Genomic DNA, 25320 nt, shown 5'->3' with positions numbered 1-25320 from the left:
GATGGGGACGGGATTTATGGAGCCCCGGCGGCGTCCGGCGATAGCTGAAGCGGCGTTTGTAATCGTCTTTCTCTTCGCAGTCGAGTTTCTGGCCTCGAAGGTCCTGCCCCTGCCGGAAAATCCTTCCGAGGCGTTCCGTTTCTACGCCACCGCAATGGTGCGGAGCCTTGAAATTCTCCTTCTCCTGCTTTACTGGCGCTTTAGATTCGGAAACTTTTCGCTGCTTGGCCTTCGTGGAACCCTTGCCGTGAGGGGGATAAAGAGCGGGGTCCGGTTTTCCCTGATGCTCGGGGGGTTCGCCCTCTTTCTCGAAGTTGTCTTTCGCCTCACGCTGTCGAAAAGCTTTCTCGGACTGATAGCCGGAAATCCGCCCGCCTCGCCCTTCGCCCTCGTCCTCGCCGGAGTGATTCTCGGCCCTCTTTTCGAGGAACTGGCCCTCCGGGGGTTTTTGTACTCGGCTTTCCGGACCCGTTACGGGGCGATGCTCTCCACCCTCGCCACGGCGCTCGTCTTCGGCGCTCTTCATTACAAGGCCGGAGCCGTACCGCTCGTTCAGGTGGCGGGAGGGATAGTCTTTTCCATCGCCTACGAAAAATCGGGAAGCCTCGCCGCCCCTCTGCTGGTCCACTCCCTCGGGAACCTCGCCATCTTCTCCCTCTCGTATCTTCACCTGAAATGAAAAGGGCCCCGTAAAAACGAAGCCCTTTGCTGTTGGATTCAGGTTTAAAACAGCTAGAAGGATTCGAGCCTCACCACGCTGTCTTCGAGCTTCTCGGCGAAAACCTCAAGCCCCTTGATGTTAAGGGCCATTATCTCTTCCACAAGCTTGTCCGCGTTCCCGTAGTAGATTATGCGGTCGTCGCGGATTGAGGAGACGCGGTACGACCTCTCGGTAAGCTCTTTTAGCACCGCTCTGGGCTTGAAGTCGAAATCGCTGTTGGTGATAAGTTCGATGGTCATCGGCGAGGAGGCGAGGCCGAGATCCTTCATTTTTTCGCGAAGGGCGGCAAGGTCCACGTCGCCGACAAGCCCGCTCCAGAAACGGTCCCCAACCCACAACCCCTTCTGTTCGTTCGCCGCGTAAAGCGAATCGAATTCAAGGTCCTTGTAGAGCTTGGCGAGGCGGTCCTGCTCTATATCAAGGGCGCACTCGGGAATCTCGATTCCGTATTCCTGATAGGGAGCTTTCGACCCCTGGGCCACCCTGAAACCAAGACTCTGGAGAGCCTCCCGCATCAGGGAGAATTTGAGCCTCCCGCGGACGACGCACTCAACCCTGTCCACTTCTACGTCGCGGTTGGTCTGGCCCGTCAGGGAGCAGGACCAACCGTCCTTGTTGTAGAGGCCGAAGAGGGACATCCCCTCCTCAACCCTGAAAGCGCCCCACTCCACCACCTGACCGCTCGGGCCGGAGGAACGCAAAATGGTGCGGAGCCTCCCTCGAAGCCCTTCCGACCACGCGCCGGTGGCGATTCTGCCGTCTTCGAGCGCCTGCACCAGCCTGCTCTTGTCCTGCTCGTGGCGGTAGCCGCTCAGCACGCTGGTGACAACCCCGCCCTTTCCTACCGTTATCATCAGGGGTATGTACCGGACGCCCAGGTTGTTTACGACGGAGCCGTCCCTGTCGAGAAGGTGTATGACGTCCAGAGTGGACCCCCTCACCCCTTCGTATCTCCTGATGAAGCTGGTTATCCGGGAAAGGGGCACGGACGAATCCGTGTTGACCGCGATGATGGCGACCTCGTCCTCGGGAAATTCGGTGCTTATCACCCGAAGATCGTCAAGCTCCTTGACGCAATCGGTGCAGTAGATCGACCAGAAGGAGAGGACGACGGTCCTTTTTCCGGTAAACGAGGCTACGTCAACGGCGTTACCCGCGAGATCCACACCCGATATCGCCGGGATGGGCTGGTCGATCTGTACTCCCGTCGGAAGGTCGTCCTGCGCCGACGCAACGAACCCGGTCAGCAGAAGCGCCATAACCAGAAGAATTATCCTTCTCATGCCGACTCCTTTTTTCAAGGCTGTTTCAGCCCCTTTTGCACGTTTTTGCGTAAAGGCCGTCCGCCGTCTCACCGGCTTTTCCTACGCTTTAAGGATACAGCAGTGTTGAAGGTTTCGCACCCCTTTGGCCGTCCCTTGATTAAATTTATTTCATGTAGGAGCAGACGGCCTTCGCGAATTCGCTGCATTTAAGGCTTTTGGCCCCCGTCATCTGGCGCTCCAGGTCGTAGGTAACCTCTTTTCTCGCGACGGCGGTCTCAAGTCCCTTGAGGATAAGCTTCCCGACCTCGAACCAGCCGAGGTGGTCGAACATCATGACGCCGGAGAGTATCACCGAGCCGGGATTGACCTTGTCCAGACCTGCGTATTTGGGCGCGGTGCCGTGGGTAGCCTCAAAAACGGCGTAATCGTCGCCGATGTTCGCGCCGGGGGCCATGCCGAGCCCCCCCACCTGCGCCGCCGCGGCGTCGGAGAGGTAATCGCCGTTGAGGTTGGGGGTGGCGAGGACGCCGTATTCGTCCGGACGAAGGAGAAGCTGCTGGAACATCGCGTCGGCGATGCGGTCCTTGATTACTATCTTCCCTTCGGGACGCACGCAGTCGTACTTCTCCCAAAGCTCGTTTTCGGTAATCGTGACGCTGCCGAACTCCTCTTTGGCGAGCTCGTAGCCCCAGTCCTTGAACGCGCCCTCGGTGAATTTCATTATGTTGCCCTTGTGGACGAGGGTGACCGAGTCGATTTTGTTGGCGATTGCGTACTGGATGGCCTGACGCACAAGCCTTCTGGACCCTTCGCGGCTCATGGGCTTTATTCCTATGCCGCTGTCCGTCCGTATCGTCTTGCCCCACTTCTCTTTGATGAAGGCGATGATCTCCAGAGCCTCTTTGGACCCCGCCGGGTTTTCTATGCCGGCGTAAACGTCCTCGGTGTTTTCGCGGTAGATGACCACGTTGACCTTTTCGGGCTCCTTTACCGGCGAGGGAACGCCGGTGATGTAGCGCACAGGGCGGACGCAGGCGTAGAGATCCAGCTCCTGGCGGAGCGTTACGTTGAGGCTCCTGATTCCGCCTCCCACGGGTGTGGTGAGCGGCCCCTTTATGGCAACCTTGTATTCTTTTATGGCGTCGAGGGTCGCTTTGGGCAGCCACTCTCCGTACTTTGTAAAGGCCTTTTCACCGGCGAAGATCTCGTACCAGCAGACCTTCTTCTTGCCGCCGTAAGCCAGCTCCACCGCGTGGTCGAAGACGATTCTGGAAGCGTTCCATATGTCGGGACCGGTGCCGTCTCCCTCGATGAAGGGAAGAATCGGGTCGTCCGGCACTATTAGCTTGCCGTCGGCGCCCTTCTGAATCTTCGTGCCGGATACCGGCGGGGCGTAATTGATCTTGGCGGACATCGTTTACTCCTTGTTCTCTTGCCGATATGCGAAACGCGCCTTTTTAAGGGGCGCGTTCGGCTTCTTTAAAAAAGGCTTAACTCTATTTGAGGCCGGCGGCGCTCCTGAGGGCGTCTACCCTGTCGGTGCGCTCCCAGGTGAACTCCGTCAGTTCCCTGCCGAAGTGGCCGTAAGCCGAGGTGGACTTGTAGATCGGGCGCAGAAGGTCGAGGGTTTCGATTATCTGCCGGGGCTTCATCGGGAAGACATCCTTGATTATCGCCGCGATCCTGTCGGGCTTGATCTTGCCGGTGCCGAAGGTGTCAACCATCAGCGACACCGGTTCGGCCACGCCGATTGCGTAGGCGATCTGCACCTCGCAGCGGTCGGCGAGCCTGGCGGCGACCACGTTTTTGGCCACATAGCGCGCCATGTAGGAGGCGCTTCTGTCAACCTTTGAGGGATCCTTGCCGGAGAAAGCGCCGCCGCCGTGGCTGCCGTGGCCGCCGTAGGTATCGACTATTATCTTTCTTCCGGTGAGGCCGCAGTCTCCCATCGGACCGCCTATAACGAACCGCCCCGTGGGGTTGATGTAGTAGCGGACCTTGGGATCGAGAAGCTCCTTGGGGATGACGGGCGCTATGACAAGCTCCATCACCGCTTCCTTTACCAGCTTCAGGGTCGCGTCGGGAGTGTGCTGGGTGGAGATGACTATCGCATCGACGGCGACGGGCTTGTTGCCTTCGTAGCGTACCGTCACCTGACTTTTTCCGTCGGGGCGGAAGAAATCCACCAGACCTTCTTTTCTCACCTCCGCGAGGCGGGCGGTCAGCTTGTGGGCGTAGCTTATGGGCATGGGCATAAGCTCGGGGGTCTCGTTCGAGGCGTAGCCGAACATGAGCCCCTGGTCGCCCGCGCCCTGCTCGTGATTTTCGGTTTCGTTGACGCCCATGGCGATGTCCGGCGACTGCTTGCCGAGAGAGACCAGCACCGCGCAGGCTTCCCAGTCAAACCCCATCGACGGGTCGGTGTAGCCGATGTCTTTTATGGTTTTTCTGACCACGTCGGCGAAATCCACCTGCGCCCTGGTGGTTATCTCGCCCGCGATCATCGCCATTCCGGTGGTGACGAGGGTTTCGCAGGCCACGCGGGAGGTCTTGTCCTGGGCGATTATGGCGTCCAGTATCGAATCGGAGATTCTGTCGGCGACCTTGTCGGGGTGGCCTTCGGTGACGCTTTCGGAGGTAAAGAGGAAGTTAGTCATTCCCATTTTTTGTCGTCCTCATCACAATTTAGGGCTTAGGGCTTGACGGACAAGCCCTTAGGAAAACAGATTCGGCATTCTACAGCTTTTCACTTAGCGGGTCCAGAAGGCCCGGGTGTTTTTCGCTGAAATATTTTTCGAGGTAATTTCTCACGTCCTCGGCGGTGGACATGTTTACAACCATGCCGGCGAGGGCGCGGGCTTCTTCGGTCGTGGAACGGTTGATGATCCGCTTTATCCTCGGAATGGAGGCGGCCTGCATGGAGAGTTCGTCAACCCCGAGCCCCAGAAGGATAAGGGTATAAAGCTCGTCGCCCGCCATTTCGCCGCAGACCGATACAAGCTTCCCTTCCCTGTTGCCCGCCTCGGCGGTCATCTTTATGAGTCTTAGCACGGCCGGGTTCAGCGGCTCGTAAAGATAGGCCACGTGTTCGTTGCCCCTGTCGATGGCGATGGTGTACTGGATGAGGTCGTTTGTGCCGATGGACAGAAAATCCACCATCCCGGCGATCTTGTCGGCCATTACCGCCGAGGAGGGGACCTCGATCATCACCCCGACCTGCATCTTCTCCGAATAGGCGACTCCCCTCTGACGCAGCCGGGCTTTCGCCTTCTCCAGCAGCCCAAGGGTCTCTTCGAGTTCCTTCACCCCGGAGATCATCGGGAACATCACCCTTATGTTCCCCTTTACGGAGGCGCGAAGGATGCCGCAAAGCTGCTGCTGGAAGATCTCGGGCTCCCTCATGCAGAGGCGTATCGAACGAAGTCCCAGCGCCGGGTTGGTCTCTTCGGTGAGGGGCAGGGAGTGGGCGACCTTGTCGCCGCCGAGATCCAGGGTCCGAATCGTGAGCACTTCGGGGTAAACGGCCTCGGCGAATTTTACGTAGGTCTCGTAGTGCTCCTCCTCCGTGGGGAGGGAATCGCGGTTAAGATACATGAATTCGGTGCGGTAAAGGCCGATTCCGTCCGCCCGGTATCTGGCGAGGGTGGAAAGCTCCTCCGCAAGCTCGACGTTGCCGCGCACCATTACCCTGTGGCCGTCGGCGGTTTCCGCTAGGAGCTCCGCCTGCGAATCCAGTTCGAGAAGAAATTCCCTGTAACGCGCGGCGCGTTTTTTATATTTTTCAAGGTCCTCTTCGGAGGGGTTGACTATGACCTTGCCGGAAATGCCGTCGACTATTACGAGATCCCCGCCGTTGGCGGTGTCGGTAACGTTTTCGAGTCCGACCGCCGCCGGTATGCCGAGGGCGCGGGCGAGAATTGCGGTGTGCGAGGTCCGTCCGCCGAGGTCGGTCACGAAGGCCTTTACCTGATGGACGTCCATCTGGGCGGTGTCCATCGGCGAGAGGTCGTGCGCCACCACTACCACGTCCGCGCGTATGTCCTGCAGCCGCTTGACCTGTATTCCCGCGAGGTTGCGAAGGACGCGCTCGCCGAGGTGGTCTATGTCGTTTTGCCTGTCGCGGAAGTACTCGTCGTCGATTCCCGCGAAGACGGATTTTACCTTTTGTATAACCTGCCAGAAGGCGAAGTCCGCGTTGACCAGAGATTCGCTGATCACCCTCTCGGTGTCCTTCACCAGCATGTTGTCGCGGAGCATGAGGAGGTTTACGTCCACCAGGTAGCCGTAATCGCCGAGCTTGTTCAGCTCGTAATGCTTTTTGACGGCGGTGAGCTGCTCGCGGCTGAGTTCGAGAGCCTCCTTGAAGCGCTGGATCTCCTGCTCGGCCATCTCCGGGGTAATCAGCCGCTCCTGGGGCTTTACCTTTTTCCGGTCGACCAGATACGCCCTTCCGATGACGATTCCGGGGCTTACGGGAATGCCGCTCCACTCGCTTCGCTGGAGTACGACCTTTCCCTTTTTTTCTGAATGATTACTCATGTTCTCCGAATCCGCCTCTGACGAGCCCTCCGACAGCCTCCATGGCCTCGTGGGCGTCGGCCCCGCTCGTCCTGACAGTTATTGTCGTCCCTCTGCCCGCCGCAAGCATCAGTATTCCCATTATGGATTTGCCGTTGACGCTGATGCCGTCCTTGGCCACTTCCACTTCGGCCGTGAATTTTTGCGCCGTCTTCACAAGTTGCGCGGCGGGTCTCGCATGGAGTCCGAGCTTGTTTACAATCTCGAATTTTCGCTCCAGCACCTTTTCGTCGGTCATTTCACAAGTCCCAGCAAGACAAAGATGATCGTGGCAAGAAAAAGCACTCTGACGGGATCGACTCCCCTTTTTGCCAGAGAGGAAAGGGCGAGTGCGCCCGCTCCCGTCGCCGCCAGCACCAGAAGAGATCCCGGCAGGACTCCCGAAGAGGCCTTAAAGGCCATCACCCCGGCGACCGCACCGAGGATTGCCGAGCCGTAGAGCTTCATCCGTCCCGAGGCGGGAAGAAATCCCGTTTTCAGAAGCGAGGTAATCCCCTCCTCGCCTTTAAGATACCCGATTTGAAAAAACAAAACCCTCGTATAGACGGAAATTATCAGCCAGGTAAGCAAAAAAGCCAGCGGGGCCCACTTTATTCCCAGCAAAAGCGCCAGAACGGCAGCCGCAGCCAGAAAGGGTTTCAGCCCCCCCCAGAAAAAGCTGTCGCCGAGCCCTCCGAAAGGCCCCATGGCGACCTGCCAGATGTCTTTTACCCTGCTCCCCTCGCCCCGTTCTTCGAGCCTAAGGGCGCACCCCAGAAGGGCGGGGGCGAAAAAAGGATGGGTGTTGAAGGTTTCGGTGTACCTTCTCGCCGCCTCTACCCTTTCGGGTCCCCCGGCTCCGTAGAATTCGTCCAGGGCGGGCTCCATCGCCCAGCAAAAACCAAGCGCCTGGAGCCCCTCGAAGCTCCAGGAGGCCTGAAGCCAGAGGCTTCGGAGCAGAATGCGCGCCCTCGTCAGTTTATTCACGGCGCAGCCAGAAACCAGGTCGAACAAAAAAAGCCGACGATGGCCGAGAGCCCGAAAGCCGCTTTGCCGTACCTGCCGCCGATTCCGGCCAGAAGCGCCCCTCCTCCGGCGGTCAGGATTACGAGCGCCAGCGCGTAACGGTTGGAGCCCCCGAGCAGACCGCCGAAGGTATCGGCCGTTAACTGCCCGAACATCCATCCGGTAAGGGTGGCCGCCAGAGTCAGCGCCGATCCGGCGAAGAAAAACCTCGCGGCGCAATCGAAATGAGGACGAAAAAGGCGGATCATCCTGCCTTCGGCGAGAGCTTTTCGCACTCTGAGGTAGGACACTCCGTTCTGGTTTCTGATTTTCAGGTCCGCCCACCTTCCGAGATAGCCGAACGGCAGCCCGAAGAGGACTCCGATCGAGGAAGCCTGGGGGATGCCTATTCCGGGGTGGGGAGCCAGAGTGGCGGCCGCCGCGACGGCGGCAAGGGTGGCGAGAGCGTCGTCGGGGGGCACCGCTCCTCCTATAGGGAGGCGCATGAGCCACAGAAATTCAAGAAGTATGGCGCACCAGCACCCCGCCTCGAAATCGCCAAGCAGATACCCTGCAACCGGACCCGCGACGATCGGTCTTGAAACCATCGTCTGGAAAAAGGCGGTGCGGTCCAGAGAGAGCAACCCCCCGAACAGGGAAAGGTAGGCGAGGATTAGCGGGGGCAATTCTTTTTATATTCCTCCAGCATTTCGCCGGTGATTCTTATCGGCTTGTCTCCGGGAAGAGCCCTCGCCTCTATTTCGACTCCCAGGCCGGCTATCTCGGAAAGCTCGACCACCGTGGCGAGATTCAGATAAACGCTCTCGGTTATCCTCTGGCACTCGTCGGAGGAGTGAATGTTGCCGAGGTTCAGGGAGGTGAGGTCGAGCCCGGCTTTCAAAGCGTCGAGAGCCCCTTTGGTGCTGCGAAAGAGTATGAGTATTTTTTTGTTTTTGTTTTTTTCGACCGAAGCCGGGGCGGCTGCGGGACTTATAACCATAATGTCCGGCCCCCGGAAACCGAGGGACTCGAAAATCGATTTCTGGAAAGGGTCCTTGCAGAGCCCCTCGTCGCACACCAGAATGAGGTCGATTTTCAGCCTCGGCACCCATCCTTCGAGAACCTGGCCGTGAACGAGCCGGTTGTCCACCCTGCCGATTACGTTAAACATGGCCGCCTTCCGGCCTTTCAACGATAATCGGTCTCAAGTGGTTTCCTTAAGGGAACAGTGGAATATCTCGCCGGCGACGATGATGTTTCTCGCGCCGTAATCCTTGATGAAGGCGGCTAGTTCCTCAAGCCCCATCGTTCTTCTGGCGACGTGGGCCTTTATGAGCATGGGGAGGTTGACCCCGGCGACGACCTCGACGGTTTTTTTCCGAAGCATCGAGAGCGCTACGTTGGTGGGAGTGCCGCCGAACATGTCGGTGAATACTATGACCCCCTTGCCCCGGTCGGTGTCGTCGATGGCTTTTTGAACCATCGAGGTGGCTTCGTCGAGGGAGTGGTTGTAGTGGATCGACACCGAGGTCACCCCGCTCATCGGCCCGACTATCCCTTCGGCGGCCAAGACCATCTCCCTGCCGAAATCGCGGTGCGCCGCTACGACAAGGCCGACTACCTCTTCAGTTTCGCTCATCTCGCAGATCCCTGTGAAGCACCCTTATTTTACGCTCGCTGTCCCCGAGGGCGTCTGCCAGTCTCTCGACAAAGGCCACCGAGCGGTGCTTGCCCCCGGTGCAGCCTATTGCGATGGTCAGGTATGACTTCCCCTCGGCTTCGTAGAGGGGCAGAAGGTACTTGAGAATGTCCCTGAACTTCTGGAAGGATTCCTCGGCTTCCACCGAGCTGAAAACGAACTTGAAAACGTCGGGGTTGGTACCGTTTTTGTCCTTCAGTTCGGAGACGAAATAGGGATTGGGCAGGTATCTTACGTCGAAGATTATGTTTGCCTCGCGGGGAAGACCGTTCCGGAAGCCGAAGCTCAGGAGGGTGACCTGGAGCTGCTTTTCGTCGGTTTCGCGCTTGAAATAATCCCAGAGGGTGCGCTTGAGGTCGTGGACGCTCATGCTGGAGGTGTCTATTGAAATGTCCGCCCGCTCCTTTATCCCGGCGAAGAGCTTTCTCTCCTGACAGATACCCTCGAAGACGGACCTGTCCTTCGCCAGCGGGTGGCGGCGCCTCGTCTCGCTGAACCTTTTTAGCAGAACCTCGTCGTCGGATTCGAGAAAGACCAGTTCGACCTTGGTGCCCAGGGTGTCGAGCTCCTCGAACGCCTCTATGTAGCGTTCCAGAAACTCGCTCTCGCGGGAATCCATGCCTATGGCGACCTTGGTGACCATCTCCCTCGAAAAAAGGCTGAGCTGGGCCAGCTTCGGGAGGAGCGCCACCGGGAGGTTGTCTATGCAGAAAAATCCGAGGTCTTCGAGGGCTTTCAGCGCGGCTGTCTTTCCTGAGCCGGAGAGCCCGGTGACCACTACGAATCTGACGAAGTTCAGTCTTTGCCCTCCCGTATCTTTTCATCGAGCTTTTCGACGAAGGACAGCGCGCTGTTCTGGCCCATTCTCTTCAAAAGGTGATTTCTGGCCGCTACCTCTATCACGGAAGCCATGTTTCTTCCGGCGGCGACGGGTATGCTGAGATAGGGCACCTCGACGGTGAGTATGGAGAAGGTCTTTTCGTCGATTCCCAGCCTGTCGTAATCCTGTGAAGAATCCCACGGCACCAGATCTACCACGAGGTCGATCTCTTTTTCAGGCAATATCGAGGTGACGCCGAAGAGGTCGCGGACGTTCAGCACCCCGAGGCCCCGTATCTCCATGTGGTAGCGGATTATGCCCATTCCCCTTCCGATGAGGTTGAAGGGAGGGACGAGGCGTATCTCCACCATGTCGTCGGCCACGAGGCGGTGTCCCCGGAGTATGAGGTCCATCGCACACTCGCTCTTGCCGACTCCGCTGGGCCCCCGAAGCAGAACGCCGATGCCGATGACGTCAACGAGCACGGCGTGCATGTGGGTGGAGGGTGCGAGGCGGTCTTCAAGAAATTTTTCCACCCTCTCGATGAGAAGGCGGCTGGTAAGAGCGGTCCGGAAGAGGGGGATTTTCTTTTCGTCCGAGTACTTGACGAAAAGCTCGTCTACCTGCTGGCCTTTGGTGACTATAAAGCAGGCTATGTCGAGCTCGAAGATCCTTTTTATCGCCCTCTCCCGCTTTTCGGCCTTGAGGCTTTCGAGGTAGCGAAGCTCGGTAGCGCCGAGAACCTGTACGCGGTGAGGGCGTATCTGCTTTACGTAGCCCGCAAGCGCCAGACCCGGTTTCTGGATGCGAGGAGAGCGCAGAAGGTTGTCGAGCCCCTCTTTGCCCCCGAGGATCTCAAGCCCCAGGCGGTGGGTTTTGTCCTCAAGCAGCGCGCGGCACTTTATCTCGTTATTCACTTTTGAAGCCGGGTCAGTACTTCTCGTCTTCGCTGACAATAAGATCAAAGAGGTCTTCGACGCTGCTTTGCTTGATCAGCTCGTCCCTGAACTGGCGGGATTTCAGGAGCCGCGAAATCCTGGCCAGCGCCTTGAGGTGGAGGCTGGCGGAGTTTTCAGGAGCGATGAGGAGAAACAGTATGTGGACGGGCGCGCCGTCCATGCTGTCGAAGTCCACGCCGTTTCTGGAGAGCGCGAATACGGAGACGACATCGCCGATCTCGGAGAGCTTGCCGTGGGGAATGGCTATACCCTCGCCTATGCCGGTCGAGCCGAGCTGTTCTCTCTCAAGGAGAACGGTAAGGGCCTTGCCGGCGTCCGGCACGCCTTTTGTCTTCTCCAGAACGCCGACCATCTCCGAAAGCGCTCCCTCCTTGTTGTGGGAAGCGAGGTCGGGGATAATCCATTCTTTCCTTAGAAAATCGGCCACCCGCATCGTAGCGGCTCCTTTACGCCATCACTCCGGCTCGATAAGTCCGTAGTCGCCGTCCTCGCGCCTGTAAACCACCTTCACCTTGCCGTCGTCGCCCGTGAAGACGAGAAAATTCTTGTCGGTAAGGTCTATTTCCATCACCGCGTCGGAGACCGACTTCGGGTGTGTCTCGTAGTGGCCGGTCTGGACGATCTTCGGCTCGGTTTCCTGGGCGAAGGATTCGTAGGAATACACGCTCTCGCGGATGGTGTTGGCTTCGAGAGTGGTCATCCTCTTGTGGCCCCTGACCTTTTCCTTGTAGCGGGAAAGCTGGCGGTCGAGCTTGGTGAAGACTCCGTCGATGGCGGTGTGAAAATCGGGGCCTTCGGTCTTGGCGTTCATGCGAAGACCGTTGGCGTTCATTATCACTTCAGCCGTGTACCGGAACTTCTCGTGGGTAAGTATTACGTGGCTGTCTACGACGACGTCGAAATACTTCTTAAGTTTCTTGAGCTTGTCGGATACGTAGGTTTTGTATTCCTCGGTCGGCTCCGCGTGCCGGAAGGTGATGTTTACTTGCATTGTGAAATCTCCTGACAGGTTTCCTTCTTGCGCGAGAATCTCTCGCGTAAAGAAGTGACTCTAGCAAATGAACGTTTAGAATGTCAATCGGCCCTGCTCGCCCTCAACTGTACGACCTGCGTGAGCCGGAGGGCAAAATCCCCATGCTTTCCCGATACTTGCTTACCGTCCGCCTCGCGATTTTAAGCGAAAACTCTTTTTCAAGTATTTTTGCTATCTCTTGATCGCTCAGGGGATTGCCCGAGTCTTCCCTCGAAACCACCTCTTTAATTCTAGCCTTAACGCTACGGCTCGCCAAATCCTCGCCGCCGTGGCGCGAGATGGCGCTGGAGAAAAAGTATTTCAGCTCGAAGGTTCCCTGGGGGGTGCTCATGTACTTGCCGGTGGTGACCCTGCTGACGGTGGATTCGTGCATCCCTATGTCGTCGGCCACGTCCCGGAGGATAAGGGGCCTAAGCTGGGTTACTCCGTTGTCGAAGAAGTTTTTCTGGAATTTGACGATGGAGTTGGCGACCTTGAGAAGGGTCTGCTGGCGCTGCTCTATGGCGCGGATGAGCCACATGGCGGCCTGAATCCTCTCCTGTATGTAGCCCTTGGCGGCTTTGCCCTCGTCGCTCTCGTTCTTCAGAATCGAGCGGTAGTAGGGGGACACGCGAAGGTGCGGGAGGCCGTCGTTGTTGAGTTGGACGACGTACTCGTCGCCGCGCTTGGTGACGTACACGTCGGGGACGACGTAATCGACCCTCGCCTCGAAGAAGGCCCTTCCGGGCTTGGGCTCCAGCCCCGAGATGAATTTCGCGCCGAGGTTGGCTTCTTCGAGGGTAATGCCAAGGTCCCTGGCCATCTTGGGATAGTTTTTCGACTCAAGGTATTTTATCCCCTCGGAGATAATCTTTTTGACGTAGGCCGGGGCTTCCCTGTCCTCGGCCTGACGCATCAGACACTCCTCGAGGCTTCTCGACGCGACTCCCGTGGGGTCGAAATCCTGTATGAGGGAAAGAACCCTTTCGACGCTGCTTACCGGCTCGTTCAACGTTTCGGCTATCTCTTCGACGGTGGAGCGAAGGTAGCCGTCGTCGTCGATGTTGCCGATTATCACCTCGCCGATCTCGAATTCCCTTTGCTCTACGTCGCCCATGCGAAGCTGCCACAGGAGGTGATCGTGAAGGGTGGTTTCCGGCGCGATGTAATTCTCGAAGGAGGTGCGCTCTTCGGCGGGCTCGGGGATGTGGTCGGCGACGGGGGGCTGGTCGTGGGCGGCGAGATACTGTTCCCATTCCTCGATCTCTTTGGGAAGCGCCTCGTCTTTTACGGTTTCGGGGGTGAGTTCCAGCAGAGCGGTCGGCGAATCGGCGGGCTCTTCGGATTCTGAATCCTTGACCTCTTCGAGCAGGGGATTTTCTTCGAGCTCTTCCTGAACCCTGTCGAGGAGTTCCATCCGGTTGAGCTGCAGGAGCTTTATCGCCTGCTGGAGCTGTGGCGTCATTACCAGCTCCTGGGTCAGGCGGATGTCCTGCGTTATTTTTTGAGTAAACTCCAAAGCCATTAAGGATCAGTCCAGACGAAAGGATTCCCCGAGATACACTTCACGGGCACTGGGACTCTCTACGATTTTTTTCGGGGTTCCCTCTTCGAGAACCTCGCCGCGGCTGATGATGTAAGCGCGGTCGCAAACGCCCAAAGCCTCTCTAACGTTATGATCGCTAAGTATAATCCCGATCCCCATGGACTTCAATTGCAATATTCGTTCCCGAATCTCGGCGACCGCAATGGGATCCACTCCGGCAAAGGGTTCGTCGAGCAGGATGAACTTCGGCGAGGTTGAAAGGAGGCGCGCTATTTCGAGTCTTCTGCGCTCGCCGCCGGAGAGATGGAGGGCCTTGCGGTCGGCGATGTGGCGGATCGCAAGCTGTTCCATCACCTCTTCGGTCCTCTCTTCGGCCCGGGCGTGAGGATAGTCCAGCGCTTCGAGTACGCAGTAAATGTTGTCGTGAACGGTGAGCCTGCGAAAGATGCTGGGTTCCTGCGGAAGGTACCCGAGCCCCTTTCTGGCGCGCTTGTACATCGGAAGCGAGGTTATGTCTTCGCCGCAAAGCGACACCTCGCCGCCGTCGGCCTGCACCAGACCTATTATCATGTAAAAGGAGGTCGTCTTCCCCGCCCCGTTCGGCCCCAGAAGCCCGACCACCTCGCCTTCGGAGACGTTTATGTCCACCCCGTCCACCACGGCCTTTTTCCCGTAGATCTTTTTAAGGCCGGTCGCGGACAGCGTCGCGGGAGGATTCACTTTTTTATTTCTCCGGGTTTGGTTTCCTGCGGGAAGAGGACCGCGCTGGCCCTCTCGACGCTTATGCGTTCGTCGGTGAAGTTTATGCTTATCTTCTCCCCGCTGACGGCGTCCCTCCCCCGCCAGACCTTGGGCTCGCCGGAAAGGACAGCCACGTCGGTTTCGAGGTTGTAGTCCGCCGCCCCCGCCACGGCTGCGATTTCGCCTTTCCGGAGACGTACGTTTCCCTTCGCGGAAACCTGCTTTATCCTCTGGTCCTCGGTGGAGCGCACCTCCAGCCTGTCGGCGTTTATGGTCATCTCGCCTTTTGTTGCGGTGACCTCGCCGGTGAAGATGACGAGGCGCTCCCTGGACTGAAGCTCCATCGACTGGGCGTCGACGCTTATGGGAGCGCCGCCGTCGGAGCCCATCATTACCGGGACCGGAGGGGCGCAAAAACCGGCCGCCCCGATGACCGCAAACAACAAAACCAGCGCGTATATTCTCACGTCACATCCTTCCGAGCACGGCGTGAACGTCTTTATCGATAAAAGCTACTCTTCCTTCCGCCAGGACCCTGAGGCCCTTGCCGGTTACCCGTATAAAATCCCCCCGAAGCTCTATTTCTTCGGTGGAGGTAAGGATTCCGGCCTTCAAATCGAAGGTCAGCGACCTGCCCCGCGCCGAATACCCTTTCCAAACGACCTCAACGTCTCCGGCGAGGTCGATGGCGCTTTCGCTTACAAAGCTGCAGGTCTCGGCGGTTACGCTTATCTCGCCGTCAGCGTCCGTAAGCGCGGCGGTTACTCCCTCCATCTTTCCGACCTTGCCCATAGCGTCGGCGCTGGCGCTCTTCGCCTTCAGAAGCCACCTGCCGTTTTTCACCAGCGAATCCCCCTCGATCGAGAGAGCCTTGAAGGATTGCGCCGTGAGTCTGGATTCCTCGGCGGGTTTTTGCTTCGGCGGTTCTTTGCCGCCGCACGCTGTCAGCGAAACGGCGAGAAGAACCGCCACGGCTAACGAGACCTTTTGGCTCAAGACTCCTCCGGGCCGAGAAAGCCTTTCACGATGGAGTCCCAAAGCCCCTTCGCCTTCAGTATCTCCTCACAGACCTCCCGCACCGCGCCGCGTCCGCCGCTTTTAGCGGTAACGTAGTGAACGCGGGCTTTCACCTCTTCCGGCGCCGAGGGCACTGTAATCGCGAGACCCGCTTTCGTCAGAACCGGAAGGTCCAGAAGGTCGTCCCCCGCGTAGGCGGCGTTCTCGGGCGCAAGCCCCTTGTCGAGGAGGATTTTCTTGAAGACCGGGACCTTGTCCCTGACCCCCTGATGAAGCTCGGATATCCGCAGTTCCTTCGCCCTCTGGGCCACTACGTCGCTGACCCTTCCGGTTATGAGCGCGACTGTAACGCCGCTGTCCTGCAGCAGCCGAAGGCCCAGCCCGTCGGTAACGTCGAAATCCTTCGTCTCGCCGCCCTTGCCGTCAAGGGTCACCCTTCCGTCGGTCATTACGCCGTCAACGTCCAGAAAGAGTATAGAAACGGAGGCGAAGCGCTCGCGAAGTTCCATCAGAGCCCGGCCCGGACGAGATGGTGAATGTGGGTGACGCCGCACACCCTTCCGTCTTCGCCGGTGACGAAGAGGCTGGTTATGGAGAAGTTCTCCATCAGGCAGAGGGCGTCCGCCGCAAGCATGGTCGCGGGAACGGTCTTGGGATTTTTGTGCATGAGCTCTTCGGCGGTAACGTCGAGGAAGTTTTCCCTCGCCTCTATGCCCCTGCGAAGGTCGCCGTCGGTTATTACTCCCAGAAGTTCTCCGTCTTCGCCGAAAACCCCGGTGAAGCCGAGCCCCTTGCCGGATATCTCGGGGATGACCTTTCTCATTTTATCCGCCGCCTTGGCCCTGGGTATCCCCTCGCCCCGTACCATCAGGTCTTCGAGGGTCAGGGTCAGCCGCCTCCCGAGGGAACCGGCGGGATGGACGAGGGCGAAATCCTCGGCGGAAACACCGCGCTTTTCCATAAGCGCCGCAGCCAGGGCGTCGCCAAGGGCCAGAGAAGCGGTAGTGGAGGCCATGGGAGCGAGATTGAGAGGGCAGGCGTCTTCCTTCACCGGGACTTTGAGGGTTACGTCGGCGCGCCTCGCCAGCGAGGACTTCTCCTCGCCGGTCATGCAGACCAGAGGAAGGTTCATTCGCCGTATCAGCGGCAGAAGCCCTAGAATCTCGGCGGTCTCCCCCGAATTAGAGAGGGCGAGGACCACGTCGTTTTTTGACAGCATCCCGAGGTCGCCGTGGGCGCCCTCCGCCGGGTGGAGGAAGAAGGCGGGGGTGCCGGTAGAACTGAAAGTGGCGGCAATCTTCTTGCAGATTATCCCGCTCTTGCCCATTCCGGTCAGGATTACCTTCCCCTTGCAGCCGTAAAGAATATTGAGCGCCCTGTCGAAGGATTCGTCGAGCGACTCTTTCAGTCTCAGTATCGCCGAGGATTCTATGGCGAGGACTCTTTTGCCGGTCTCGATGAAGCTCACCGGAAGCTTCTCCTTGCCTCGTCGATGGCCAGCGCGGAGCGCAGGAGTCCTTCGACCTTCTCCAGAGGAACCGAATTGGGGCCGTCGCAACGCGCCTTTGAGGGGTCGGGGTGCGTTTCGATAAAAAGGGCGTCGATTCCGACCGCCACGGCGGCGCGGACGAGGGCGGGAACGCGGCTTGAATCTCCGCCGGAGACTCCGCAGCCCCCGCCGGGGTACTGCACCGAGTGGGTGGCGTCGAAGACCACCGGATAGCCGAGTTCGGCCATCGCCGGAAGCCCCTGAAAATCCACTACGAGGTAATGGTACCCGAAGGTCGTCCCCCTCTCGGTGAGGGTCACGCCGCCGGAGCCCGCGACGGATTCCACCTTGCGCGCCGCGCCCAGCATATCCTCGGGGGCCTGGAACTGCCCCTTCTTGATGTTGACCGGCTTCCCGGTCTTGCCTGCGGCGACGAGAAGGTCGGTCTGACGGCACAAGAAGGCGGGAATCTGGATACAGTCGAGAACCTCTCCAGCCGAAAGCGCCTCCTCCGGCGAATGCACGTCGGAGAGGATGGCGACTCCAAGCTCTTTCCTTACCTTTTCGAGTATCCTGAGGCCCTTTTCAAGGCCGGGGCCCCGAAAGGAATCGACGGAGGTCCGGTTGGCCTTGTCGTAAGAGCTTTTGAAGATAAACGGGATACCGAGGCCGGAGGTTATCTTGCAGAGATTTTCCGCCGTTTGCATAACGAGCTCTTCGCTCTCGATGACGCAGGGCCCGGCGATGAGCGCGAGGGGCGCTCCCGAGCCAATCGGGATGGAACGTATCTCTACCCTTTTCAAACTCACTCCGCCGGTCCCTTTTTCTTCTTGTTTTCAAGGCTGGCCTTGATGAAATCCCTGAAAAGAGGGTGGGGGTCCATCGGGCGCGACTTGAACTCGGGGTGAAACTGGCAGCCCACGAACCACGGATGATCGGGAAGCTCCACCATCTCCACCAGAGAACCGTCCGGCGAGAGTCCGGAGAGTATCAGCCCCTTCTCCTGAAGCTTGTCCCTAAAGGCGTTAGAGACCTCGTAGCGGTGGCGGTGGCGCTCGTTGATCTCCTTCGTTCCGTAGGCGGCGAAGGAGTGGGTGTTTTCGAGGAGCCTGCAGGGGTAAGCCCCCAGCCTCATCGTCCCGCCCTTGTTTTCTATGCCCACCTGCTCTTGCATCATGTCGATGACCGGGTACGGGGTCTCGGGGTCGAATTCGGAGGAGTTGGCTTTATCGAGGCCGCAGACGTTGCGGGCGAACTCCACGACTGCGAGCTGCATCCCGAGGCAGATGCCGAAATAGGGTATTTTCTTTTCGCGGGCGTAGTTAATGGCCCGCATCTTCCCCTCGGTCCCCCTCGTGCCGAAGCCGCCGGGGACCAGCACCCCGTCCGCAAGCTTGTCGAGGCCGAGATCTTCGCCGTTTTCAAATTCCTCGGAATCGAAGTAGATAAGCTCCACCTTGCACTGGTTGCCGAAGCCGCCGTGGGTAAGGGCCTCTGAGAGGCTCTTGTAGCTCTCTTTGAGCTCCACGTACTTGCCGACGATGGCGATTTTGACCGTATCCTTGGGGTAGCGGACAATCTCCAGAATCTTTTCCCACCCCTCCAGTTTCGGCTTGCCGGTCCAGATGTTCAGCAGTTCCACCACCTTCTGGTCGAGCCCCTCCTCATGGAGGTTCAGAGGAACCTCGTAGATGTTTTTTACGTCCTTCGCGGAGATGACGGCGTCGTTGTCGACGCTGCAAAAGAGCGCGATTTTCTTTTTGATGTCGGGGGCGAGCGCCTTCTCGCAGCGGCAAAGGAGGATATCGGGCTGGATGCCGATGCGGCGCAGTTCGTTAACCGAGTGCTGGGTGGGCTTTGTCTTCACCTCACCCGCCGCCGCGAGGTAGGGAACCAGCGTCAGGTGCATGAAAATAGTGTTTCTGCTTCCGACTTCGGTGCGAAACTGTCTTATGGCTTCGAGAAAGGGCAGGCTCTCTATGTCTCCGACGGTGCCTCCGACTTCCACAATGGTTACGTCGGTTCCCTTGGCCGCGAGGTGGATTCTTCTTTTTATTTCGTCGGTGATGTGGGGGATTACCTGAACCGTGCCGCCCAGATAGTCTCCCTTTCTCTCCTTGGAAATGACTGTGTCGTAAACCTGCCCGCTGGTGAAATTATTGTTCACGCTCAGCTTGGCATGGGTAAAGCGTTCGTAATGGCCCAGGTCGAGATCGGTCTCGGCGCCGTCGTCGGTTACGAAAACCTCTCCGTGCTGATAGGGATTCATCGTCCCCGGATCTACGTTGATGTACGGGTCCATCTTGAGGTGGGTTATGTTGAGCCCCCTCGCCTCCAGCAGCGCCCCGAGGCTGGCGGAAGCCAGACCCTTGCCAAGGCTGGAGAGAACGCCTCCGGTGACGAATACGAATTTGGTATGCATGCTCGCTCCTACGGAGATGAAATGTAAAAAATTGAAGGCGTCTTCATTTTCCCGCCGTTTTTTTCAGAAACTCTTCGACCGGGGGAACGTCCTTTGGGCTGTCAACCCCTCTGGCGAAAGGCCCTTTTGCCAGGGCGACCCGTATCTTCCACCCGGCTTCGAGGGCGCGGAGCTGTTCAAGCTCCTCCGCCTTCTCAAGTTTTCCAGCCGGGAGGGCGGTGAAGGCAAAGAGGCTCTCGCGCAAAAATCCGTAGACGCCCAGATGGACCAGAGGAAGGACGCCCCCCGGGGGGAACGCCGCCCCCGGATTTGCTCCCCTCCAGGCGTCGCGGTAATAGGGTATGGGCGAACGGGAAAAGTATAGCGCATCGTCCGTCCCGTCACATACCACCTTTACAACGTCGGGGCTGAGAAGTTCACCGGCGTTTTCGGCCGGACGGGCGAGGGTCGCCATGCGAACCCCGCCGGAACCGCCGAAGAGCCCTACGAGCCTCTCGACGTTCACCGGGTTAAAAGCCGGTTCGTCGCCCTGAAGGTTTATTATTATGCCGGCGTCGATCTTCCGGGCGGCTTCGGCGACCCTGTCGGTCCCCGTTCTGCATTCGGGGGAAGTCATGATTGCCTTCCCTCCGGCCCCGGCGGCCGCCTTCGCAATCTCATCGGAATCGGTGGCTACGTAAACCCCGGAAAGGCTTTTAACGCTGAGGGCCGCGCGGACCACCCAGGAAATCATCGGCTTTCCGAGTATGGGGTAGAGAGGCTTGCCGGGAAACCTGGAGGAAGCGTATCTGGCCGGAATTATGGCTACTGCCCGCACTCTTGTGTCTCCCGCTCGATGAAACCGGACAAACCCCGCCGTCCGGAAAGGGCGGACTGAGGGTCTGCCCTCCAGGCCTTGCCGGTATCGGAAAATTTCCTATTTCCAGAGAACTTCGAGGATTTGCCTGTCCGAATCCGAGATATGGATGAATTCGCAGCCGACCTGGAACTTTCCTTCCGGGTCAGGAACCTCGTAAACGACCTTGCCCATGGCTTTTACGACGGTGTTCTTGACTGAAATCAGAATATCGAAATAGGTGCCGATGCCGTACTTTTCATCGGAAACGAACATGCAACCGCCAAGCCCCACAACCTGGGTCTTGGCGAAGGATTCCATCTCGGCGGGTCCGAGCTTTTTCAGAAGTATGGTGTTTTCAGACGGGATTCTTGGAAACCGTCTCCTGATATCCATTATCCGGTGCTTTCCTTTCAGCCAACCACGAGGCGGTGTCACCCGCGCTGGTCATATCCATCCCGTAACCGGTTGCCGTAAAATTTCACACCGGCCCCGGTCGCCGTACAACATGGTACTTAGGAGTTTTAAGCGGGTCAAGTCTCTTGGAGCAAAAACAAAAACCCCTTTCCGGGGTTTCAGGGGGCAAAAGCCGCATACCTTATTTATCACTTGAGCCAGAGCGTCTCCAGCAGTTTTCTGTCCTCGTCGTTTATATCCACGAACTCCGCTCCGACGTTTAAAACGCCGGATTCGTCGGGTATTTCGTAGACGACCTTCCCTTTGGCCTTTACGACGTGGGGCCCGGTCGAGATAAAAATTTCAAAATACGAGCCGATTCCGAAACTTTCATCGGAAATGAACATGCACCCCCCGAGACCAACCGTCCTGGTTTTTGTAAACCCCTCGACCTCGCGCTGGCCCAGTTTCTTTATCAGAACGGCGTTTTCCGAAGGTACTCTCGGGAATTTCCTGAAGGGATGCTCGTAGCTCATCGTTCCCCCTTAAATGGTTTTTCCTTTACTATTACCAATCTACCGCACCAAACGGCAGAAACGCAATGTAATGAATTTTTTTCCGGTCGTTTCTTCTTGTCAACCGGGACATAAATGAGATAAATGGATAGGGAAGTGTGAAAAAAACTTGTTGCAATTTGGGCAACCAGTGGTAAAGAGGCGTAACTTTGCGTAAAGCTACACTTATATGGTTCTCCGGCTACGACAAGCCCTACCGGACGATCACGCTTTCAATGCGTGCGATATACGCCATACTGGGCGTTTTCGGTTTCTTTGTCCTGAGTTCGGTGCTGCTATGCATCACGATGGCCGTCTACCACTACCAGGTTTCATCCCAGCTTGAACAAAGCACAACCCTCTCCACCACCATCGAGCAGCAGCGCGGAATCATCGACGAGTTGACCCAGAAGACCTCCGTCCTTGAGCGGGAGAACTCCGAAAAGCGCGACCAGATAGACCGCATGCACTCCCTCGAAAACCGCCTTCGCAGTTTCTTCGGCATCAAGGCGAGCGAGCTCGGCAAATACCCGAACCAGGGCGGCAAGTCCGCTCCCGTCGAAACCCCATCCGTTCTTGATATCGAAAAGGACTCTTCCGGAAAGATCGGAACCGCCCGGCCCGAGTCCATCGGCCTTGCCGACGTGGTCGCTCAGGTGGAGGATCAGCTCAAGACCCTCAGCGCCGTTCCCACGATGCTGCCGGTAAAGGGAAGCAAAAGAGATCTCTACATCTCCGGCAAATACGGCTGGCGCACCGACCCTATTACGGGAAACACCAAGGAATTCCACTCCGGCCTCGATATCTGCGGCCCCTTCAAGACCCCCATCGTCGCGCCCGCCGACGGAACCGTCATCGAGAGCGGTTTTGACGCCGAATACGGAAACTGCATAAGGATACTCCACGCGGAATCCATAAAGACCCTCTACGCCCACCTCTCCACGAGCAAGGTCAAGGTCGGACAGAAGGTCAAGCGGGGCGACGTGATAGGGCTAATGGGCAACACCGGGCGCTCCACGGGAACCCACCTCCACTACTCCGTCTACAAAAGCGGCCGTTCGGTTAACCCGATGGATTACATCTGGGACGGTTTCGACAGCCCCCTGGCAAGCAGGTAACCATGTTCCAGAAAGCAAAAAAAGACCTTAGGATACCTGTCTCTTCCGGCCCTGAAACCATCCTCGGCTCGGGCACCTCGGCCGAGGGTTCGATTACCTCGAAGGGCGACATCTTCATCGGCGGTGAGTTCAAGGGTGCCATAAAAAGCTCCGGCAACGTCGTGATAAACAAAGGCGTGAAGGTCGAGGCGCAGATAACCGCCGTAAACGTGATTATCCACGGCGAGGTGGTCGGAGACGTTACCGCAAGCGAGACGGTCGAGGTAGGCAACGGCGGAGGCGTCAAGGGCGACGTAAAGGCCGGTTCCGTGCGCGTAGCCGAGGGAGGCCACCTGGTGGGCTCCTGCACGATCTCAACGGGCGAGCCCCCCAGGCCCGCCCTGCCAAAACCAAAAGAACAATAAAGCCTGACTTTGCAGTTATAATAAAAAAGACCGCCTTAAAGACGGTCTTTTTTATTTCTCAAACGGTAATCTTATTGAATTAATCGCCAATTCCATAAAAAAAAAGGACGGCTATCGCCGTCCATTCATATAGCGCCGGATATACCGGCTTAAATCTTTCGGCCTTCGGGCCGTTAATTTCTTTATGGAGCGGGAAACGGGATTCGAACCCGCGACTTCGACCTTGGCAAGGTCGCACTCTACCACTGAGTTATTCCCGCCTGAAAAAGTGAAGCGGATTTTGCCTAATCTGACCTACCAAGTCAAGAGGCATTTTCCTCTAAAATCATTTTTGGCGATTTCTGTAGTTGGCGAGGACTTTTTTAACAAACTGGCGGGTTTCGAGGTAGGGGGGTATTCCGGCGTATTTCTGTACGGCCCCGGGTCCTGCGTTGTAAGCGGCCAGAGCGTGCTCCAGATTCCCATCGAAACGGTCAATGAGACCGGCAAGGTATTTTACTCCGCCGCGGATATTGTCGGTGGGCTCCATCGGGTCGACGACGCCAAGTTCGTCGGCGGTTCCCGGCATGAGCTGCATGAGCCCCATTGCGCCCTTCGGGGAGACCGCGTCGGGGTTGCCGCCGGATTCCACGGAGATGACGGCGTGGACCAGATCGGGGTCGAGAGCGTTATAGTTTGCTATCGAATCGGTGTATTCCATCCAGCTGCCGCCGGGGGAAGGATCGGGCTGGCTCTGAGTCTGGGGCTGGGGGTCGGTCTTAATCAGAACCGTGAAGTCTTCCGAGGTGGGAGTGTCGGTGAACATCACCTGCCCGTCAGGCATTCGCTTGATGTAGATATCCGCCGACGCGGGAGATACCGCGAAAAAGGCCAAGGCGGTCAATGTCAAGCAGGCTGTCTTCAATGAGATTTCCTGACCACTTTTCTCCGGTCGACGGGAATGAGAATCGTACAAACAGTACCCTCGTCAACCTTGCTCTTGTACTTAATCTGACCGAAGTGATCTTCTACTATTAGATGAGCTTTGGCAAGACCTAATCCAACGCCTCTGGTTTTTGAAGTAAAAAACGGATCGAAAATAGAGTCGAGATCCGATTCCGGTATGCCGATTCCGGTATCGCTGACAACAACTCTCGCCCATCCGCCCGTTTCGTCGAGCTTAAGATCGAGTTCGCCGCCTTCATCCGCCATAGCATCGTAAGCATTTTCAATAATAAGCGTAAAAAGTTCTTCCAGAAGCTCCTTGCTGCCGAAAACCATTATTTCCGGGCCCAATTTGAATTCAGTCTTGATTTTTTGCGAAGCCGTGTGGGATTTCGCCACTTTTTCGAGAGAAGCGCCCAGCACCTGCCCCATGTCTACGCTGGCGTTGCAAGGATGAGCGGCGTTGGTGAATTCGACGAAACCCTCGATATCCTCCACCATCCTTTCGAGGCGTTCCACCTCGCTAAGGACAATGCTCATAAACTCCTTTTCAGCGGTGCCTCCAGGGACTGCCTTTTCGACCTTCCTCGCGAAGCCGCCTATCGAAATGAGCGGGTTTCTGACTTCGTGGGCCACGCCCTCGACCACCCTGCCCAGACCGGCAAGCCTCTTGGAAGACAAAAGCTCTCTTTCGAGGAACTTCTCCCTGGTCAGGTCTCTCACCGCGATAATCATCTCCCCTTTCCCCGGCCCGTCCACGGCGTTGACCCTCGCCGTAAACCACCCGTTGTCTCCCCTCTTCAGATTCACCTCCCCCTCGTAGCCCAGGGGGGTCAGCGAACCGGCGAAAACGGCGTTGAGCCAGTTTTCGCTTATATGGGGGGCAACGAAATCGCCTATGTCGTAACCCGAGAGAGTTGCGGGCCTGACGCCCAGAACCGCCGACGCCCTGCGATTCGCGAAGAGCACCTTCGCTTCGGGGGAAACGTGGAGCAGGGCTACGGGTGCGTCGAAGAGAATGTTTTTCGCCACGTCGCCGCCCTTCCAGTTCGGCAATATTGAAATGGTCTCGATGGTGCGGCTTGTCTTGGCCCTGTTTATCGCCGAGCTGACGGTTTTTGAGAGGAGGGCGGGATCGACCGGCTTTTTGAGGCTGTCGCTTATCCCCTGCCGGAAGGCTTCGAGGACGTGGCGCTCGGTCCCCCTGGTTTCGAGGATGACGACCACGGCGAAGGGATCTTTGGATTTTATATGGCGAAGAACCGTAAGACCCGGAATGCGGGCGGGCTTTATGTCCATTACCACCGCGTCGGGCAGGTAACGGTCGTAATACTCCTTGCCGGTCACTCCGTCGAAGGCCTTGAGGCAGTCAAACCCATCCTCTCTCAAGGCCCTTTCAAAAGCTTCGACCGATTCCGAAGCGTCCTCGATAATCAGAACGAGAGGCCTTGGACGCTTCAACGCCTCTTCCAAGGCCTCATTCCGATCAGAAGTCGCCGGTGCGGCAGCACTTGTAGGCAGGCTTGCCGGAACCGCAGGCGCAGGGCAGACCATGACACTTCACGAAGAGCTTGCCGGAACCGCACGGGCAAAGATCGATGGTTTCGTCGGTGGTCTGGCACCCGCGCTTGAGAGTGCTTGAATCCTCGGGCTTGAAGTGGTCTTTCTGGCTCATTTGTTCCTCCTTGGGATATTAGGGCTTGTCCGTAAATAAATCCTTCGTTCTCGCATCCGGCTTTTGGCCCGCTTTTGCCGCTCATCAATCGCAAAACCTCGACGTAGAACAACTACGCCTGCGGTTTTACTCAATCTTCGCGACAAAATCGCTCTCAAAAT

Annotated in this window: 30 protein-coding genes and 1 tRNA gene; 3 read left to right on the top strand and 28 right to left on the bottom strand. The window is 57.8% G+C overall.

Translation table 11 applies throughout. The features are described from left to right. Position 1 precedes the first annotated feature (1 nt). Entirely contained in the window at positions 2-679 is a 678-nt protein-coding gene (locus EPN96_10535) for a CPBP family intramembrane metalloprotease (protein ID TAL16045.1), read from the top strand. A 53-nt stretch (positions 680-732) separates the two neighbouring features. Here EPN96_10535 and EPN96_10530 read toward each other — a convergent pair whose 3' ends face one another. The 24 genes from EPN96_10530 to EPN96_10415 form a co-directional block, all read right to left on the bottom strand. Continuing rightward, the gene (locus tag EPN96_10530) at positions 733-2004 is read right to left on the bottom strand and encodes a TlpA family protein disulfide reductase (protein ID TAL16044.1); all 1272 of its coding nucleotides are present in this window, start codon (positions 2002-2004) and stop codon (positions 733-735) included. 145 nt (positions 2005-2149) lie between these two features. After that, a complete protein-coding gene (gene icd / locus EPN96_10525; protein TAL16043.1) occupies positions 2150-3400 on the bottom strand; it encodes an isocitrate dehydrogenase (NADP(+)) in 1251 nt (416 codons plus the stop codon). Between the two features lie 82 nt (positions 3401-3482). Further along, positions 3483-4649: a methionine adenosyltransferase gene (locus EPN96_10520; GenBank protein ID TAL16042.1), complete on the bottom strand. Its 1167-nt coding sequence runs from the start codon at positions 4647-4649 to the stop codon at positions 3483-3485. A 73-nt stretch (positions 4650-4722) separates the two neighbouring features. Next, entirely contained in the window at positions 4723-6525 is a 1803-nt protein-coding gene (gene ptsP, locus EPN96_10515) for a phosphoenolpyruvate--protein phosphotransferase (GenBank protein TAL16041.1), read from the bottom strand. Further along, positions 6518-6787: an HPr family phosphocarrier protein gene (locus EPN96_10510; GenBank protein TAL16126.1), complete on the bottom strand. Its 270-nt coding sequence runs from the start codon at positions 6785-6787 to the stop codon at positions 6518-6520. Before EPN96_10510 ends, ptsP begins: the two co-directional genes overlap by 8 nt. Positions 6788-6798: 11 nt before the next feature. Beyond that, positions 6799-7728, bottom strand: a complete 930-nt coding sequence (locus tag EPN96_10505) for a hypothetical protein (protein TAL16040.1) — start codon at positions 7726-7728, stop codon at positions 6799-6801. After that, complete coding sequence (locus EPN96_10500; GenBank protein TAL16039.1) at positions 7527-8234, bottom strand: hypothetical protein; 708 nt, start codon at positions 8232-8234, stop codon at positions 7527-7529. Before EPN96_10500 ends, EPN96_10505 begins: the two co-directional genes overlap by 202 nt. After that, positions 8222-8719 (bottom strand): PTS mannose/fructose/sorbose transporter subunit IIB, encoded by a 498-nt coding sequence (locus EPN96_10495; GenBank protein TAL16038.1) that lies wholly within the window; start codon positions 8717-8719, stop codon positions 8222-8224. Before EPN96_10495 ends, EPN96_10500 begins: the two co-directional genes overlap by 13 nt. A gap of 33 nt (positions 8720-8752) precedes the next feature. Continuing rightward, positions 8753-9187 (bottom strand): PTS sugar transporter subunit IIA, encoded by a 435-nt coding sequence (locus tag EPN96_10490; protein TAL16037.1) that lies wholly within the window; start codon positions 9185-9187, stop codon positions 8753-8755. Continuing rightward, positions 9174-10046, bottom strand: a complete 873-nt coding sequence (rapZ, locus tag EPN96_10485) for an RNase adapter RapZ (GenBank protein ID TAL16036.1) — start codon at positions 10044-10046, stop codon at positions 9174-9176. Before rapZ ends, EPN96_10490 begins: the two co-directional genes overlap by 14 nt. After that, positions 10043-10984 carry an HPr(Ser) kinase/phosphatase gene (gene hprK / locus EPN96_10480; GenBank protein ID TAL16035.1) on the bottom strand — a complete coding sequence of 314 codons (942 nt, stop codon included), beginning with the start codon at positions 10982-10984 and terminating at the stop codon, positions 10043-10045. Before hprK ends, rapZ begins: the two co-directional genes overlap by 4 nt. 13 nt (positions 10985-10997) lie before the next feature. After that, positions 10998-11459, bottom strand: a complete 462-nt coding sequence (locus EPN96_10475; GenBank protein TAL16034.1) for a PTS sugar transporter subunit IIA — start codon at positions 11457-11459, stop codon at positions 10998-11000. A 21-nt stretch (positions 11460-11480) separates the two neighbouring features. Further along, complete coding sequence (gene raiA / locus EPN96_10470; GenBank protein TAL16033.1) at positions 11481-12017, bottom strand: ribosome-associated translation inhibitor RaiA; 537 nt, start codon at positions 12015-12017, stop codon at positions 11481-11483. 103 nt (positions 12018-12120) lie between these two features. Continuing rightward, complete coding sequence (gene rpoN / locus EPN96_10465; protein ID TAL16032.1) at positions 12121-13563, bottom strand: RNA polymerase sigma-54 factor; 1443 nt, start codon at positions 13561-13563, stop codon at positions 12121-12123. Positions 13564-13569: 6 nt separating this feature from the next. Continuing rightward, a complete protein-coding gene (gene lptB / locus EPN96_10460; protein ID TAL16031.1) occupies positions 13570-14304 on the bottom strand; it encodes an LPS export ABC transporter ATP-binding protein in 735 nt (244 codons plus the stop codon). Next, positions 14301-14792: a lipopolysaccharide transport periplasmic protein LptA gene (gene lptA / locus EPN96_10455; protein ID TAL16030.1), complete on the bottom strand. Its 492-nt coding sequence runs from the start codon at positions 14790-14792 to the stop codon at positions 14301-14303. Before lptA ends, lptB begins: the two co-directional genes overlap by 4 nt. A gap of 1 nt (position 14793) precedes the next feature. Further along, a complete protein-coding gene (locus EPN96_10450) occupies positions 14794-15363 on the bottom strand; it encodes a hypothetical protein (GenBank protein TAL16029.1) in 570 nt (189 codons plus the stop codon). Next, complete coding sequence (locus EPN96_10445) at positions 15318-15851, bottom strand: phenylphosphate carboxylase subunit delta (protein ID TAL16028.1); 534 nt, start codon at positions 15849-15851, stop codon at positions 15318-15320. The genes EPN96_10450 and EPN96_10445 overlap by 46 nt, the downstream gene beginning before the upstream one ends. Beyond that, complete coding sequence (locus EPN96_10440) at positions 15851-16810, bottom strand: KpsF/GutQ family sugar-phosphate isomerase (protein TAL16027.1); 960 nt, start codon at positions 16808-16810, stop codon at positions 15851-15853. Before EPN96_10440 ends, EPN96_10445 begins: the two co-directional genes overlap by 1 nt. Then, complete coding sequence (locus EPN96_10435; protein ID TAL16026.1) at positions 16807-17634, bottom strand: 3-deoxy-8-phosphooctulonate synthase; 828 nt, start codon at positions 17632-17634, stop codon at positions 16807-16809. Before EPN96_10435 ends, EPN96_10440 begins: the two co-directional genes overlap by 4 nt. Before the next feature lie 2 nt (positions 17635-17636). Then, complete coding sequence (locus EPN96_10430) at positions 17637-19253, bottom strand: CTP synthase (GenBank protein ID TAL16025.1); 1617 nt, start codon at positions 19251-19253, stop codon at positions 17637-17639. A gap of 43 nt (positions 19254-19296) precedes the next feature. Continuing rightward, positions 19297-20070, bottom strand: coding sequence for a 3-deoxy-manno-octulosonate cytidylyltransferase (kdsB, locus tag EPN96_10425; GenBank protein ID TAL16024.1), 774 nt, complete (start codon positions 20068-20070; stop codon positions 19297-19299). Positions 20071-20169: 99 nt separating this feature from the next. Continuing rightward, positions 20170-20484, bottom strand: a complete 315-nt coding sequence (locus EPN96_10420; protein TAL16023.1) for a PilZ domain-containing protein — start codon at positions 20482-20484, stop codon at positions 20170-20172. A 209-nt stretch (positions 20485-20693) separates the two neighbouring features. Further along, complete coding sequence (locus EPN96_10415) at positions 20694-21020, bottom strand: hypothetical protein (protein TAL16022.1); 327 nt, start codon at positions 21018-21020, stop codon at positions 20694-20696. Positions 21021-21208: 188 nt separating this feature from the next. Between EPN96_10415 and EPN96_10410 the strand changes: the two genes are divergently transcribed. Together EPN96_10410 and EPN96_10405 are read left to right on the top strand one after the other, a co-directional pair. Further along, positions 21209-22156, top strand: a complete 948-nt coding sequence (locus tag EPN96_10410) for a hypothetical protein (GenBank protein TAL16021.1) — start codon at positions 21209-21211, stop codon at positions 22154-22156. A gap of 2 nt (positions 22157-22158) precedes the next feature. Beyond that, positions 22159-22560 (top strand): hypothetical protein, encoded by a 402-nt coding sequence (locus EPN96_10405; GenBank protein ID TAL16020.1) that lies wholly within the window; start codon positions 22159-22161, stop codon positions 22558-22560. 185 nt (positions 22561-22745) lie between these two features. On the opposite strand, the gene EPN96_10400 is transcribed toward EPN96_10405, so the two are convergent. From EPN96_10400 to EPN96_10385, 4 genes are all read right to left on the bottom strand, one after another. Continuing rightward, a tRNA-Gly gene (locus EPN96_10400) sits at positions 22746-22820 on the bottom strand. A 65-nt stretch (positions 22821-22885) separates the two neighbouring features. Next, complete coding sequence (locus EPN96_10395; GenBank protein ID TAL16125.1) at positions 22886-23383, bottom strand: lytic transglycosylase domain-containing protein; 498 nt, start codon at positions 23381-23383, stop codon at positions 22886-22888. 77 nt (positions 23384-23460) lie between these two features. After that, positions 23461-25038: a response regulator gene (locus EPN96_10390; GenBank protein TAL16019.1), complete on the bottom strand. Its 1578-nt coding sequence runs from the start codon at positions 25036-25038 to the stop codon at positions 23461-23463. Beyond that, the gene (locus tag EPN96_10385; GenBank protein ID TAL16018.1) at positions 24971-25159 is read right to left on the bottom strand and encodes a hypothetical protein; all 189 of its coding nucleotides are present in this window, start codon (positions 25157-25159) and stop codon (positions 24971-24973) included. Before EPN96_10385 ends, EPN96_10390 begins: the two co-directional genes overlap by 68 nt. Positions 25160-25320 lie beyond the last annotated feature (161 nt).

The organism is bacterium (genome assembly GCA_004322275.1).
GTDB lineage: Bacteria > Desulfobacterota > Deferrisomatia > Deferrisomatales > BM512 > SCTA01.
This window is presented reverse-complemented; position numbering and strand designations above follow the sequence as displayed.